The organism is Variovorax raffinosi (genome assembly GCF_051216615.1).
Taxonomy (GTDB): Bacteria; Pseudomonadota; Gammaproteobacteria; order Burkholderiales; family Burkholderiaceae_C; genus Variovorax.
The window spans coordinates 142,025-155,490 of record NZ_JBPJZR010000015.1 but is presented as its reverse complement, the minus strand read 5'-3'; the positions used below and the strand labels follow the sequence as shown (position 1 = coordinate 155,490).

At 66.8% G+C, this 13,466-nt stretch carries 11 protein-coding genes; 4 read left to right on the top strand and 7 right to left on the bottom strand.

Annotation, left to right across the window (positions count from 1 at the left end; genetic code table 11):
• Positions 1-169 precede the first annotated feature (169 nt).
• Positions 170-751, top strand: a complete 582-nt coding sequence (locus tag ACSFB7_RS32495; protein ID WP_435476457.1) for a plasmid partitioning protein RepB C-terminal domain-containing protein — start codon at positions 170-172, stop codon at positions 749-751.
• Positions 752-1,425: 674 nt separating this feature from the next.
• Here ACSFB7_RS32495 and ACSFB7_RS32490 read toward each other — a convergent pair.
• From ACSFB7_RS32490 to ACSFB7_RS32465, 6 genes are all read right to left on the bottom strand, one after another.
• On the bottom strand, positions 1,426-2,304 hold the full coding sequence (locus ACSFB7_RS32490) for a LysR family transcriptional regulator (protein ID WP_187112109.1): 879 nt from the start codon (positions 2,302-2,304) through the stop codon (positions 1,426-1,428).
• Between the two features lie 13 nt (positions 2,305-2,317).
• Complete coding sequence (locus tag ACSFB7_RS32485) at positions 2,318-3,403, bottom strand: ABC transporter ATP-binding protein (RefSeq protein ID WP_435476453.1); 1,086 nt, start codon at positions 3,401-3,403, stop codon at positions 2,318-2,320.
• Between the two features lie 14 nt (positions 3,404-3,417).
• Positions 3,418-5,220 carry an ABC transporter permease gene (locus ACSFB7_RS32480; protein ID WP_435476452.1) on the bottom strand — a complete coding sequence of 601 codons (1,803 nt, stop codon included), beginning with the start codon at positions 5,218-5,220 and terminating at the stop codon, positions 3,418-3,420.
• 18 nt (positions 5,221-5,238) lie between these two features.
• On the bottom strand, positions 5,239-6,579 hold the full coding sequence (locus ACSFB7_RS32475; protein WP_435476451.1) for an ABC transporter substrate-binding protein: 1,341 nt from the start codon (positions 6,577-6,579) through the stop codon (positions 5,239-5,241).
• A gap of 59 nt (positions 6,580-6,638) precedes the next feature.
• Positions 6,639-7,298 (bottom strand): histidine phosphatase family protein, encoded by a 660-nt coding sequence (locus ACSFB7_RS32470; protein ID WP_435476450.1) that lies wholly within the window; start codon positions 7,296-7,298, stop codon positions 6,639-6,641.
• Positions 7,299-7,503: 205 nt separating this feature from the next.
• Complete coding sequence (locus ACSFB7_RS32465) at positions 7,504-7,968, bottom strand: Mpo1 family 2-hydroxy fatty acid dioxygenase (RefSeq protein ID WP_435476449.1); 465 nt, start codon at positions 7,966-7,968, stop codon at positions 7,504-7,506.
• A 187-nt stretch (positions 7,969-8,155) separates the two neighbouring features.
• On the opposite strand from ACSFB7_RS32465, the gene ACSFB7_RS32460 reads away from it, so the two are divergent.
• Together ACSFB7_RS32460 and ACSFB7_RS32455 are read left to right on the top strand one after the other, a co-directional pair.
• Positions 8,156-8,866 (top strand): response regulator transcription factor, encoded by a 711-nt coding sequence (locus tag ACSFB7_RS32460; RefSeq protein ID WP_435476448.1) that lies wholly within the window; start codon positions 8,156-8,158, stop codon positions 8,864-8,866.
• On the top strand, positions 8,863-10,671 hold the full coding sequence (locus ACSFB7_RS32455) for a hybrid sensor histidine kinase/response regulator (protein WP_435476447.1): 1,809 nt from the start codon (positions 8,863-8,865) through the stop codon (positions 10,669-10,671). Before ACSFB7_RS32460 ends, ACSFB7_RS32455 begins: the two co-directional genes overlap by 4 nt.
• Positions 10,672-10,689: 18 nt before the next feature.
• Here ACSFB7_RS32455 and ftsY read toward each other — a convergent pair whose 3' ends face one another.
• Entirely contained in the window at positions 10,690-11,982 is a 1,293-nt protein-coding gene (gene ftsY, locus ACSFB7_RS32450) for a signal recognition particle-docking protein FtsY (protein ID WP_435476446.1), read from the bottom strand.
• Positions 11,983-12,011: 29 nt separating this feature from the next.
• Between ftsY and ACSFB7_RS32445 the strand changes: the two genes are divergently transcribed.
• Positions 12,012-13,460 carry a M16 family metallopeptidase gene (locus ACSFB7_RS32445; RefSeq protein ID WP_435476445.1) on the top strand — a complete coding sequence of 483 codons (1,449 nt, stop codon included), beginning with the start codon at positions 12,012-12,014 and terminating at the stop codon, positions 13,458-13,460.
• Positions 13,461-13,466: the final 6 nt, after the last annotated feature.

Sequence of the window (13,466 nt, the reverse complement as noted above, 5' to 3'; positions counted from 1 at the left end):
CTGTGCTTGCGACGGGTCGCCCGCTTAACCACACCATCTATTGCGTCCACATCATTCATCGCGGACACGATGCCTGCCGACTCTCAGGCAATCAAGATGACTTCACCGTGCGCTTACGGTTGCTTGTCTTGTCGCGACAGATGACGAGGGCTACACATACAACAATCGAATCAATCGGCTGTCCTCAATACAAGAACACTTGATGTTGCGTCGCGCGATCGAACGCGGTGTCTCTCCCGAACGCTTGGCAAAGGCTCTTTGCGTCGATCTCTCGCAGATCACCAAGAAGGCCAACTTGTTGGATGGCATCTGCCTAGAGGCCGCCGAACTAATGAAGGATCGACAGTTCTCGCCGGAGGTCGCACCAGCGCTACGAAGGATGAAGCCGATGCGACAGGTCGAGGTGGTTGAGCTGATGATTTCGTCCAACAATATGACCGTGGCTTACGTACGAGCACTGCTCATGGCAACCCCATCTGAGATGCTAATGAACAGCAAGGCGCCTTCTCGGCCGAGGGGTGTCAGTCAGGAGCAGATGAACCGGATGGAGCACGAGATGACGGGCTTACACGACCAGTACAAGATGATCGAGCAATCGTTTGGGGAAGACATGCTCAATCTCGTTCTTGCCAAGGGGTATGTGGCTAAGTTGATCGACAACAAGTCTGTTTTTCGGTACTTGGAACGCAGCCATGCAGCCGTACTGGAGCAGTTGGTCAGTCTTGTGCGAACTACAGCGATAGACGTTTGACCTTATTTATTTGGCCGTGATCGTAGATCGTGTTGTGCAGAATATCTCTAGCAGATCTTTGCCACGCGAGACCTCGAATGAGGCTCTTCACGGGGCTCCGTGAGCACGCTATCTATCCTCAAGCCCTAGTCCAAGCTGAACGGCCGAAGCCAAATCTCTATGGGCGTTGGGTCGAACTCAATGCCTTCCGTATCGGGAAGCCCGCGTAGAAGGTCCAAGAGAGATCGCTCACCCTGCAGATGCTCGGTTACGGCTTGACCAGTAGAAGAGCGATTGAAGTCCTCGATGCCATTGGCCGGCGGCCGGCGAAGACCTGAGAGAGGTTTTTCGACTGTGAAGGTGAATCTCCTAGAGACGTTTGTATTGTGCACAGGGATTGCAGTTGGCTTCCAGGCGAAGCAGAGCCGATACACCGGTCGAAAATTCCAAACTTAGTGATGCAAATCCCCAGGAATTCCATCTTGAGTGAAACACGAGTTCCACTCTGAATGATCGGTGCGGGCGTATGTCTTTGATTTCAAAAAGACAGCGGTTCCTTATTGAATGAAAACCGACAGGAGGCGCTTGGTCGCCGCTTTCCCTACGACCCTGCGCGAGCATTTCAGTTGCTGGCGGGCGGCAAGCAAGGTCCGGTTTTGCATTGAGTCACATATTTGTCGCAAACGACCGACGTTTCAGGCCCAGACCGACTGCACGGCCGAAGCCAGCGCCACCACCAGCGGGTCGCTGGCGCGCTCCGCCGCGCTGCTGAAATAGAGCTGGGCGTCCACCCGGGCGTGGCCCCAGACCACCCAGTCGCCGCGCTCCACGCCCGGCACGGCGACTTCCTCGCGCAGCAGCGCGCAGGCGCTGCCGGCGCGCACGAAGGTTTCCAGCGAACTGGTGTCGTCGCTGCGCATCACCACATTCGGCGTCAGGCCCTGCTGCTCGAACAGGCCGCGCAGCATCTGGTGCACATGCGACTCGGCCGTGCCGTCCACCCACGGCAGCCCGGCCAGCACGCGCCAGCCACCACGCTGCATCTCGGCCGCCAGCCGTGGCGGAAAGGCGATGCGGTAGCAGACCGAGCGCAGCGCGATCCACTGCAGGTCACGCGGCGGATGCACGCTGATCGTGAAAGCCCCCGCGAGCCCGCCGCCGCGCACCTGGTCCAGCAGGTGGCCCACGGCGTGCGTGCGGGTGTGCAGCTCCACCAGCGGCAGGCTGCGCTGCACCGCGACCGACAGGCTGCCCGTGCGCAGGAACTCCGGCGATTCGCCCGGCAGGCCCAGGTCGATGCGTCCGCTGAGTTCGCCCTGCATGTTGCGCGCCGCGCCCTTCAGCTCGCTGGCGGCGCTCAGCAGCGCCTCGGCCTGGGGCAGCAGCCGGTCGCCGGCGCGCGTGAGCGTCATGCGTCCGCCGCTGCGGTCGAACAGGGCCACACCCAGGCTCGACTCCAGCCCCTTGATCTGCGCGGTGACCGCGGGCTGCGTGACGCACAGCGCGTCGGCCGCCCGCGTTACGTTGCCCACGCGCGCCACCGCCACGAAGGCGCGGATCTGGTGCAGTTCCATGGGCGTCGGCGCGTCAGGCGCCGAACATGCGGACTTGCGAAGGCTCGATGCCCAGGCTCACCGCGCCACCCACGGGAAACTTCGACAACCCCATCTGATGCGGATGGTCCACCGCCAGGTTCTGGTGCCCCACGCGCACGCGGTAGCGCGTGAACTCGCCCAGGAACTCGCTGGCCTCCACCGTGCCCGGCACCCACACGTAGCGCGCGTCGTGCGTCGCGTCGGCCACGTCCACGCGCAGCGAGTGCGGCCTGAAGCTGACCTGGATGGTGTCGGCCTCCGGCGCATCCGAAGGCAGCGGAAAGTGCAGCTCGCCCACGCCCTCGACATCCAGCGACAGCGTGTCCCCACGCCGCGAGCGCACCTTGCCCTCCAGCAGGTTCATGGTGCCCACGAAGTTCGCGACGAAGGTGTTCACGGGGTAGTCGTACAGCGTGGCCGGCGCGCCAACCTGCTGCACCACGCCCTTGTCGAGCACCGCCATGCGGTCGGCGGTGGTCATCGCCTCTTCCTGGTCGTGCGTGACGAAGATGGTGGTCAGCCCCAGGCGGCGCTGCATCGCCAGCAGCTCTTGTCGCATCTGCACGCGCAGCGTCTTGTCGAGGTTGGACAGCGGCTCGTCCAGCAGCAGCACCTGCGGCTCGATGACGATCGTGCGCGCCAGCGCCACGCGCTGCTGCTGACCGCCCGACAGCTGGCTCGGACGGCGCTGCGCGTACTGCAGCAGCCCCACCAGTTCGAGCGCGGCCGTCACCTTTTCCTTGATGACCGCCTTGGGCGCCTTGCGCTCGACCAGCCCGAAGGCCACGTTGTCCCACACCGACATGTGCGGCCACAGCGCATAGCTCTGGAACACCATGCCGACATTGCGCTCCCACGGCGCCTTGCCGCTCACGTCCTTGCCGTCGATCAGCACTTCGCCGTGCTGGTGGCGGTTGAAGCCGGCAATCAGCCGCAGCAGGGTCGACTTGCCCGAGCCCGAAGGCCCGAGCAGGGCGAAGAACTCGCCGGGCTCGACATCGATGTTGACGTCCTTCAGCACTTCGGTGGTGCCGTAGGCGAGCCGCACGTTGCGGCACTGGACAGGTACTTTTTTCATGAGGGGCCTGGTTTTCAGTTCTTGACCGCCGAGGAGGCGGCGGCAGGTGTGGCGGCAAGGGGCAGTGCGGGCAGTACCTCGTCGACCGGTCGCTGCGTGAGCTGCCTGCCGGCGCGCTCGACCACCACGTGCGACAGGTAAGTGCCCAGCGCCACCACCGCGATGGCCAGCACGCCCAGCGCCGCGCCCGGCCCGCGGCCGGCCACGCTCTGCATGTAGAGGTAGATGCCGTAGCTCATCGGCGCCTGCGACTCGGAGGACGACAGCAGGATCGTCGCGGACAGCTCCACCGCCGCCGTGATGAAGCTGGTGACGAAGCCCGCCAGGATGCCGCCCGCCATCAGCGGCACCACCACGCGCTGGATGGTGCGCATCTTGGTCGCGCCCAGGCTTTCGGCCGCTTCTTCCAGCGACACGTGCACCTGCTGCAGCGCCGCCACGCAGGACCGCAGCGCATAGGGCAGGCGCCGCACCGCGTAGGCCAGCATGATCACGATCCAGGTGCTGGTCAGCAGCGTGTCGGTGCCCGGCACCGTGACGCCCTTGAACAGGCGCAGATAGCCGATGGCCAGCACGATGCCCGGCACGGCCAGCGAGGCCGTCGCGATCCAGTCGAGCCACTTGCGTGCTGGCAGCGTGGTGCGCAGCATCAGGTAGGCGATGGTCACGCCCAGCAGCACGTCCAGGCCCGCGGCCAGGCCGCAGTACAGCAGCGTGTTCTTCATCATGCCGCCCGCGTCCTGGAACACGGTCTCGTAGTGCGCCAGCGTGTAGGCGTCGGGCAGCGGCGAGAAGCTCCACACCTGCGCCAGCGACAGCAGCAGCACGCCCAGGTGCGGGCTCAGCACGACCAGCAGCACCAGGAAGATCCAGCCGTAGGCCGCGAACGAACCTAGCGGCGAGAGCTGCCGCTTGGCGATGCTCGCGCCACCCTTCTGGATGGTCGAATATTCCTTGCCGGCCAGCATGCGCGCGGAGAGCGCCATCGCCGTGATCGAGAACACGATCATGATCACGCTGATGACATAGCCCAGCGGGTCTTCCAGCCCGACCTGCGTGATGCGCAGGTAGGCCTGCGGCGCCAGCATGTTGGTCTGACCCAGCACCAGCGGCGTGCCCAGGTCGTCGAACACCTTCACGAACACCAGCGAGGCGCCGGCCACGAAGCCCGGCATGGCCAGCGGGAAGATCACGCGCCAGAACAGGCGCCAGCCGGTGCAGCCGAGGTTCAGCGCCGCTTCTTCCATGGCGCCGTCGATGTTGCGCAGCGCCACCGTCAGGTTCATCAGGATGAACGGAAAGTAGTGGATAGCCTCGACGAAGATCACGCCGTTGAGCCCCTCCATGATCGGCAGCGTGACGCCGAAGTGCTCGTTCAGCAGCAGGTTCAGCGAGCCCGAGCGGCCGAAGATCAGCTGCATCGCCGCCGCGCCCACGAAGGGCGGCATGATCAGCGGCAGCACGCCCAGCGTTTGGATCAGCATCGCGCCGCGAAACTGGAAGCGCACCGTGAAGTAGGCCAGCGGCACCGCGATCAGTGCAGCGAACAGCGCCGACGCGGTGGCGACGAACAGGCTGTTGAAGAACGATTCCCGCATCAGCCCCTGGTCGAAGAAGGCGCCGAAGTGGCCGAAGGTCAGGCCGCCATCGGCATCGACGAAGGCCGTGTAGAAAACCCGCCCCACCGGCAACACCAGGAACAGCAGGAGAAAGCCGAGCACCAGGGCCCCGGCCAGCCATGCGCCAGGCCGCACGTTGCCGAAGAAAAAGCGCCTGCCTGGCGCGGCCGGCGCGGCGCCGGCGGTCGTCGTGGACATCTGTGGTTCCCGTGTCGGTCAGCGGGCCGTTGCCAGCGCCTGTTCGGCGAAGGCCCTGGCGCGTTCGTAGTGGTCGCGTGCCTGGCTGTTCCAGCGGTCTTCCAGGCCGGTGACCTGCTTGTTCGAGGCGGCGTCCTTCTTGTTGGCGGTGAACAGCGCCAGGAAGTCTTTGTCGCCCGCCAGCGATGCGCCCACCAGCGGCGTGAAGGCCAGGTCGCGTGCCTGCTTCAGCAAGGCCTGACCCTGCGCATTCGGCTTCTTGGCCAGCGCCGCCGAGGCTTCGTGGATCGCCTTGGTGGCGGCCTTCAGCTCCTTGTGGCGGAAGGTGATGGTCTGGTCGAACATCGACGACACCACGTTGTAGCGGGCTTCCGAAAGGTCGGAGTCGAAGTGCACCTTGGCGCGCTTGGCGATCTCGAACGGGTTCGGGTACGAGGCCGGCACCTTGCCGCCCAGCGCCGAAGGCGGCAGCACCGGCAGGCGCGAAATCTTCGGATCGAGCAGCAGCAACTGGCCTTCGGTGGACACACTGTAGGCAATGAACTTGCGCGCCTCCTCGGGGTTCTTGCTGCCGTTGATCAGGCCGATGTTGGCCGGCACCACGGCCGTGACATCAGGGTAGACGAACTCCACCGGAAAGCCCGAGAACTTGCCGGCCAGGCCGAAGAAGTCGATCACCAGGCCGATGCCGAACTGCCCGTTGTTCACGCCGTCGGGCACGCCGAAGCTGCGCTCGGTGATGGCCGCGCTGTTGCCCGAGATCTGCAGCAGCTGGTTCCATCCCTTGTCCCAGCCTTCGCCCTGCAGCAGCGTCTCGACGGTCAGGTGGGTGGTGCCCGAGCGCGACGGCGCGCTCATGGCTGCATGGCCGAAGTACACCGGCTTCATCAGGTCGCTCCACTGCGCCGGCGCGGGCAGCTTGTTGGCGGCCATGTAGCGGGTGTTCCACATCAGGCCGTAGCCGGCCAGTGCCTGCCCGAGGTACAGCCCCTGCGGGTTGTTGATGGGGTAGTTGCCCACCTTCTCGGGCACCGCCTTGTTGGCCTGCGCAGCCACGTTCTCGAGCAGCTTCTGCCCGGCCAGCACCTCGAAGGCGTCGGGCGCCGAAGCCCAGAAGATGTCGGGCCGCTGGCCCACCGGCAGTTCGCGCACATACGAGATGCCCTGCACCGTGCTCTTGTTCAATATCTCCAGCTTGATGCCGGGATTGGCCTTCTCGAAAGCCACCTTGTAGGCCTGCGTCAGCTCCTTGGGGAACGACGTCACGACAGTGACCGTGCCAGCATGCGCGGCGCCCACGAGGCTGCCGGCCAGCGAAAGCGAGAGCGCGATCTTGCGAAGGTTGAAGCGGTAGGGCATTGATGTCTCCATATTGTTTGTGGTGCGGGATTCAGGGCGCGGAATTCAGTGCGCGGGATTCACGGAGCGGGAAACCGGTCGGGCACTTCGTCGCGAGCGCTTCGTTCGAGATGCGAGGTGTTGCCCCAGTCGACGATGGCGAAGCCACCGGCGTCGTGCCGCAGCCGGCTCACGGCCGCGTTCTCGAGCGACCAGGCGCGGGGCGCGTCCAGCGCAATGCCCGAGGCCGCGCGGTACAGGCAATCCAGCACGCCGCCGTGGCACACGATGGCGATGGTGCCGCCCACATGCGCGCGCGCCAGCCGCTCGATGGCTGTCACGCAGCGGCGATGGAACGCGTCGCGCGTCTCGCCGCCCTCGGGGCCGAAACCGGGCTCGCGGCGATGCCAGCGGTCGAAGGCTTCGGGCCAGCGCTGCACGATCTCGCCGCTGTCCAACCCCTGGAAAACGCCGAAGTGCTGCTCGCGCAATTCCTTGTCGCTGACCGCTTGCGTGCCCTTCACGCGTGCCAGCGCCTGGGCGGTATGCAGCGCGCGTGCAAGGTCGCTCGTGTAGATGGCGTCCAGCGACACCGCCGCCAATGCAGCGGCGGTTTGCTGCGCCTGCAGGCGCCCCGCCTCGTTCAGCGCAATGTCCGTCTGGCCCTGGTAGCGGCCCAGGCAGTTCCATTCGGTTTCGCCGTGGCGGATCGCAAGAATGTGGGTGGTCGTCGTGTTCACTCGGCGTGCGGCTTGTCTCTTGTCGGGCTGGCATCGTGCACGACGCGGCACACGAGTTCCAATCAGAAAACGTGATGCGCTCCATCAGGTCTAAGGGTTCACCCGCGCCTGCGGTGCGTGCCGTGCATGCGCGAGAACGCCGGCACACGGGTGCCGCATCGGTCGAGGGGATCTGCGCGCTTCGGCCCGGGTGGCCGAAGAAAAACTACCAGCGGATGCCGAGCTTCAGGAACAGCTTCGACAGCACGAAGAGTGGGCCGACCCAGAGGTACTGGATATCCTCGAAGAACGACGGCTTCTTGCCTTCCAGCTTGTGGCCGATGAACTGGAAGATCCAGGCGACCACGAAGATGGCGGCCGACACCGGCAGTACCAGCCCGCCCATCGCACGCACCAGCACCAGGGCCAGCGCGGTCAGCGCCAGCATGGTCACAAGGAACGCCGGCGCGCGCAGCAGCGCGTAGTAGACGAGGCTGGCTGCCACGAACACATAGGCCACCCACGGATGGATCGCGAACAGCAGGCCGACGATGCTCAGCATGATCGCCGGGATGGCGACGAAGTGAATCAGCTCGTTGCTCGGGTTGCGATGGCTCTCCTCGTAGTGGGCGAGCAGGCGGTCGATCTTGCGGTCGCTCGATGCCAGGGGTGCGGCGGCGGTGTGCGTCATGACAGGTCTCCGGTGGGCCGTTCGATGCGGCGTTGGTTGTTTATTTATGCAGGCAGTGGTGGCGATGGTGCCCATTGGCAAGCCCTGTGGCAAGCGCCATCAGGGAATACCAAAGGGTGACAGCGGCCCCCTGCCGCCATGACTTAGGGCACTGTCGCGCTCTCGCTGCGCCGCTAAGATCAAGCGCGTGGCTCCCTACGACTCTTCACCCGCGCCTGTGCCCCCCGCCGCCGAGGCCGGCGTACCCACCCCCGCAGCGACCGCGATCCTCGTCGTGGACGACCACGACCTGCTTCGCCTGGGTGTCTGCGCGCTGGTCCAGGCGCAGACCACTTCCGCCGGTTCGCGGATCGAAGTCTTCGAGGCCGGCAACGTCGCCGATGCGCTGGCCTTGTACGAAACCCATCAGGCCCGCATCGGCCTCGTGCTGCTCGACCTCGCGCTGCCCGACACGCACGGGCTGAGCGGTTTGGCTGAATTTCGCCTGCGCTTTCCCGCCGCGCGCATCGTGGTGCTCTCGGGCACCGGCAGCAGCTCGCTGGCGCAGGGCGTGCTCGCGCTCGGGGCCGCCGCCTTCCTGCCCAAGTCGGCCGACCTGAAGGAGGTGGTGAGCTTCATCCGCGCCTGCGGCCTGCTCGATCCCGATGCGGTGCCGCTGCCGCCGCCGGCACCGCCGAAGTCACTCTCGGGCTATGCGGAGTTCGCCCACGCCAGTGCATGGCAGGAACTCACGCCGCGCCAGATGCAGGTGCTGCAATGGGTGCTCGAAGGCAAGGCCAACAAGGAAATCGCCCAGCTCGCTAACCTGAGCGAGGGCACGGTGAAGAACCATGTCTCGACCATCCTCTTGCTGTTCGGCATGCGTTCGCGCGCCCAGTTGATCAGCACCCTGCATTGAGCGAAGCGGCCGTGGCGTTGAACGATCCGCTGGCCGACCATTCGCTCGGCCAGCGCGTGCTGCGCGAGCACGTGGCCTCGGTCTACAGCACCTACGGCGTCTCGACGCTGACCCACATGGCCTTCGTGGTGGTGTTCGGCAGCATCATCTATTCGCAGCTCAAGGACCCGAGCCTGCTGTTCTGGATGGCCGGGCTGCTGATGGCCGACGTCTACGTGTTCTTCACGCCGCGCTGGACCCCGTCCAGGCCCGCGCACGAAAGCGCGTACTGGGCGCGGAAGATCTCGCGCCTGGTCACGCTGGTCAGCATGGTCTCGGCGGTGGTGCCCTGGCTGATCGTGCCGCACGACAACCTGCCGATGACCTCGCTGCTGATGGCCGTCATCGTGGGCAGTTGCGCGCGGGCGGCGCAGTCGCTGTGGCCGCTGAAGGCCGCGCTGTTCGGCTACACGATGCCGATGTCGCTGGGCATGATCACCGCGCTCGCGTGGCAGGGCGACGGCCTGCATCTCTTTCTGGCGATTGCCGGCGCGGCCTACCTGCTGCTGACCCTGCATGCGGGCATCGGCCAGCACAAGCTGCTGACCCAATCGCTCATGCTGCGCTTCGAGAACGAGGCGCTGGCCGCGCGGCTCGGGGAACAGATCGCCGCCACCGAGCGCGCGAGCGAAGAAAAAACCCGCTTCCTCGGCACCGCCAGCCATGACCTGCGCCAGCCGCTGCATGCCATCGCGCTGTTCGGCGCCGCGCTGGAGAACGAATTGCGCGACCGTCCCGAGGGCCGCAATGCCGAGCGCCTGATGCGCGCGGTGAATGCGCTGGGCGCCTCGCTCGACACCATGCTCGACATCTCGCGGCTGGACGCCGGCGTGATCACGCCGGTGCCGCAGCCGGTGCAGCTCGATGCGCTGTTCCTGCCGCTCAACCACACCTTCTCGGCTCGTGCCGAGCAAAAGCAACTGCAGTTGCGCGTGCGCGCCAGCGGCCTGTGGGTGCGCAGCGATCCGCAACTGCTGCACCGCATGCTGTCGAACCTGATGGACAACGCGCTCAAGTACACCGCGCGCGGCGGCGTGACGGTGACCGCGCGTGACCGCGGCGATGCCGTGTGGATCGAGGTGCGCGACAGCGGCATCGGCATCGCACCTGAGCAGTCGAGCCGCATCTTCGAGGAGTTCTATCAGATCGACAATCCGGGCCGCGACCGCTCGCGCGGGCTGGGCATCGGCCTGTCGATCGTGCAGCGCCTGTCGCGCCTGCTCGGGCATCCGGTGCAGATGCATTCACGGCTGGGGCGGGGCACGCACTTTCGCGTCGTACTGCCGGCCGTCGGCGCGCAGGCCAGCACGCTGGCCGGGCCGCTCTCGCAGGCGGCCGTCGAAGCGCTGGAGAAAGAGCGGCAGTGGCAGGGCAGGCCCGCGCTGCCGGGCCGCGTGCTGCTGCTCGACGACGAACTGGAAATCCGCGAGGCCATGACGGGGCTGCTGCGCTCCCACGCCATCGACGCCCACGCCGTGGCGGACGAAGCCGGTGCGGCCGCCGCCTTGCAGCAGGCGAGCATCGAAGGCCGCCCCTTCGACCTGCTGGTGTGCGACTACCGGCTGGCCGATGGCGCCGACGGCCTCGATGCGGGACTGCGCCTGAGCCAGGGGCAGGGCACCGCGATGCCGCTGCTGCTGATCACCGGCGAAACCGCGCCCGAGCGTTTGCAGCGGGTGCGCGAATCGAAAGTGCCCGTGCTCTTCAAGCCGGTCGTTGCCGATTCGCTGCTGCGGGCCATGGCCGAGGTGGCCATCGCTCGCTAGCGGCCGCGCGGCCGTTTCTTATCCGAGCAGGGCCTGCGCGAACTCACGCGCGTTGAAGGTCTCGAGGTCTTCGAGCTTCTCGCCCACGCCGATGAAGTACACCGGAATCGGCCGCTCGCGCGCGATGGCGCACAGCACGCCGCCCTTGGCCGTGCCGTCGAGCTTGGTCACGATCAGGCCCGTGAGGCCCAGCGTCTCGTCGAAGGCCTTGACCTGCGCGAGCGCGTTCTGCCCGGTGTTGCCGTCGATCACCAGCAGCACTTCGTGCGGCGCGGTGGCGTCGGCCTTGGTGACGACGCGCTTGATCTTTTTCAGCTCGTCCATCAGGTGCAGCTGCGTGGGCAGGCGGCCGGCGGTGTCGACCAGCACCACGTCCTTGCCGCGCGCCTTGCCGGCGTTCACCGCGTCGAAGCTCACGGCCGAGGGGTCGCCGCCTTCGTTGCTCACGATCTCGACGGTGTTGCGGTCGGCCCAGACCAGCAGTTGCTCGCGGGCTGCCGCCCGGAAAGTGTCGGCGGCGGCCAGCAGCACCGAGGCGCCTTCGGTGGCCAGGTGCTTGGTGAGCTTGCCGATGGAGGTGGTCTTGCCCGCGCCGTTGACGCCGGCCACCATGATCACGGTGGGTGTGAACTGGCCGATGACCAGCGGCTTTTCAAGCGGCTTGAGCAGGTCGGTGATGGCGTCGGCCAGCAGCAGTTTGACCTGCGCGGCGTCGGTGGCCATCTGGCGCTTGACGCGGACCTTCAGGTCGTCGAGCAGGTACTCGGTCGCCTTGACGCCGGTGTCGGCCATCAGCAGGGCGGATTCCAGCTCTTCATACAGCGCGTCGTCGATCTGCGCGTTGACGAAGACGGCCTGGATGCCGGTGCCGGTCTTGCGCAGGCCGGTCTTGAGCTTGTCGAACCAGCTCTTGCGCTCGGTGGCGACAGCAGGTTCCGCGACGGGCACGGGCACAGGGACCGGTGCAGGGGCGGGCGGCGGTGGCGGCGGAACGAAGACGGGGGCGGGCGCTGGCGCCGGGGAAGGGGCCGGCACGACCGGCGCGGGTACGGGCGTGGGCACCGCCACCGGGGCTGGCGCGGGCGCAGCAACTGGAGCGGGTGCCTCGACCGGAGCGGGCGCAGGAGCTGGTGTCGGCGCAGGCGCCGCAGGTGCATCTTCAGCCGCCGGCTTCGCGCCGAACCAGCTCGAAGGCGAGAACACCGAGCGTGCAGGCGCAGGCTCGGCAGCAGGTGCGGGGGCGGCTGGCGGCGGGGGCGCCGGCGCGACCGGGGTTTCGGCAGGCGGTTTTTTCTTGAAGAAACTGAACATCAGGAGCTTTTTACAATCCGACCCATTCTATGAAACACCTCTCGCCACGCAGTGCTGCGTCTGGTGCGGTGCTGGCGGTGGCGCTCACGGCGTCCTGGGCCATGCCTGCGCAGGCCCAGTCCACACCGGCTCCCGCCGCATCTTCCGCCGCCACCGCGGCCGCGCCGGGCCCTCAGCAATTCACCCTTGCGAACGGCATGACGGTGATCGTCCAGCCCGACAGGCGCGCGCCGACCGCGGTGCAGATGGTCTGGGTCCGCGTCGGTTCCATCGACGAGGTTGACGGCACCTCCGGCGTGGCACATGCGCTCGAACACATGATGTTCAAGGGCACCAAGGACATCAAGCCGGGCGAGTTCTCTCGCCGCGTGGCGCAGCTCGGCGGCCAGGAAAACGCCTTCACCACGCGCGACTACACCGGCTACTACCAGCAGATCCCGGTCGGCAGCCTCGAGCAGGTGATGAAGCTCGAATCCGACCGCTTCGCCAACAACCAGTGGCCCGACGACGAGTTCAAGCGCGAAATCGAGGTCGTCAAGGAAGAGCGCCGCCTGCGCACCGAAGACCAGCCGCGCGCGCTGCTCGGCGAGCAGCAGAACGCCGCCGTCTTCACCGCCTCGCCCTATCACCGTCCGGTGGTCGGCTGGATGAGCGACCTCGACGCGATGACGCCCGACGACGCGCGCGAGTTCTTCAAGCGCTGGTACGTGCCCGCCAACGCCGTGCTGGTGGTGGCCGGCGACGTCGACGTGGCCCAGGTGCGTGCGATGGCCGAGAAGTACTACGGCCGCATCCCCGCGCGCGCCGTGCCCACGCGCAAGCCGCGCATCGAGCCGGCGCAGCGCGGCATCCGCCGCATCGAGTTCAAGGCGCCGGCCGAGCAGGCGTACGTGTCGCTGGCCTACCGCGTGCCGCAGCTCGCGAACATCGACGACGCCAACAGCGACGCCTGGGCCTTGGTGGTGCTGTCCGCCGTGCTCGACGGCTACGCCGGTGCGCGACTGGACCGCGCGCTGACGCAAGGCCCCGACCGCGTCGCCGATTCGGCCGGCGCGTACTCGGGCTTTGTCGGCCGTGGTCCGCAGCTCTTCGTGCTCGAAGGCGTGCCGGCGGCGGGCAAGACCGCCGAGGCGGTCGAAGCCGCGTTGCGTGCCCAGGTGGCGCGCGTGGCCAAGGACGGCGTGGGTGAAGCTGAACTGGCCCGCGTCAAGACCCAGTGGGTCGCCAGCGAAACCTACAAGCGCGATTCGGTGATGGCGCAGGCGCGCGAACTCGGCAGCAACTGGATCCAGGGCCTGCCGCTGGACGCCAGCGAACGCATCGTCGCCCGGCTGCAAGCCGTCACGGCCGCCCAGGTGCAGGCCGTGGCCGCCAAGTATTTCGGCGACGACCAGCTCACGGTCGCCACGCTGCGTCCCCTGCCGCCTGAAGCCAAGCGCGGCCGCGGCTTCGCGGCGCCCGCAGGCGAACTGCGCTGAAAGGTA